This window comes from Streptomyces milbemycinicus (genome assembly GCF_002154605.1).
Lineage (GTDB): Bacteria > Actinomycetota > Actinomycetes > Streptomycetales > Streptomycetaceae > Streptomyces > Streptomyces milbemycinicus.
The window spans coordinates 1048-1441 of record NZ_MUNE01001237.1 but is presented as its reverse complement, the minus strand read 5'-3'; the positions used below and the strand labels follow the sequence as shown (position 1 = coordinate 1441).

At 74.9% G+C, this 394-nt stretch carries 1 protein-coding gene; it reads right to left on the bottom strand.

The window, feature by feature from the left end:
- Positions 1-394, bottom strand: a 394-nt coding sequence (locus tag CCN51_RS52345) for an ROK family protein (RefSeq protein WP_245881909.1), incomplete at both ends; no start/stop codon positions are given.

The window sequence follows — 394 nt, the reverse complement described above, 5'->3', positions numbered from 1 at the left end:
GTTCGACAGCCCCACGCCGCCGCCGAACCACTGCTCGGCGACGGTCAGCGCGCGAACGTCGTTGTCGACGGTGACCGGCAGGCCGGTGGTCGTGGCGGCGAGTTCGGCGAGCGGGATGCCCCGCCACTCCAGGAACGGCGAGTAGCGGACGACGCCCCGCACGCGGTCCACGTCTCCGGAGACGGCGACCCCCAGCCCCAGGACCGGCACGCCGAGGCCGTCGGCCTCGATGAGCAGCGCCCCCACCAGCTCGGCCACCGCGGCCAGCACCGCCCTGGGGTCACGGGCCGGGAGTGGCATGTGCCGGGCGGCACAGACGCGGCAGCACAGGTCCGTGAGCACACCGATGACCTCGTCGCCGGTCACCTTGACCCCGGCGAACAGCGCGCGCCCG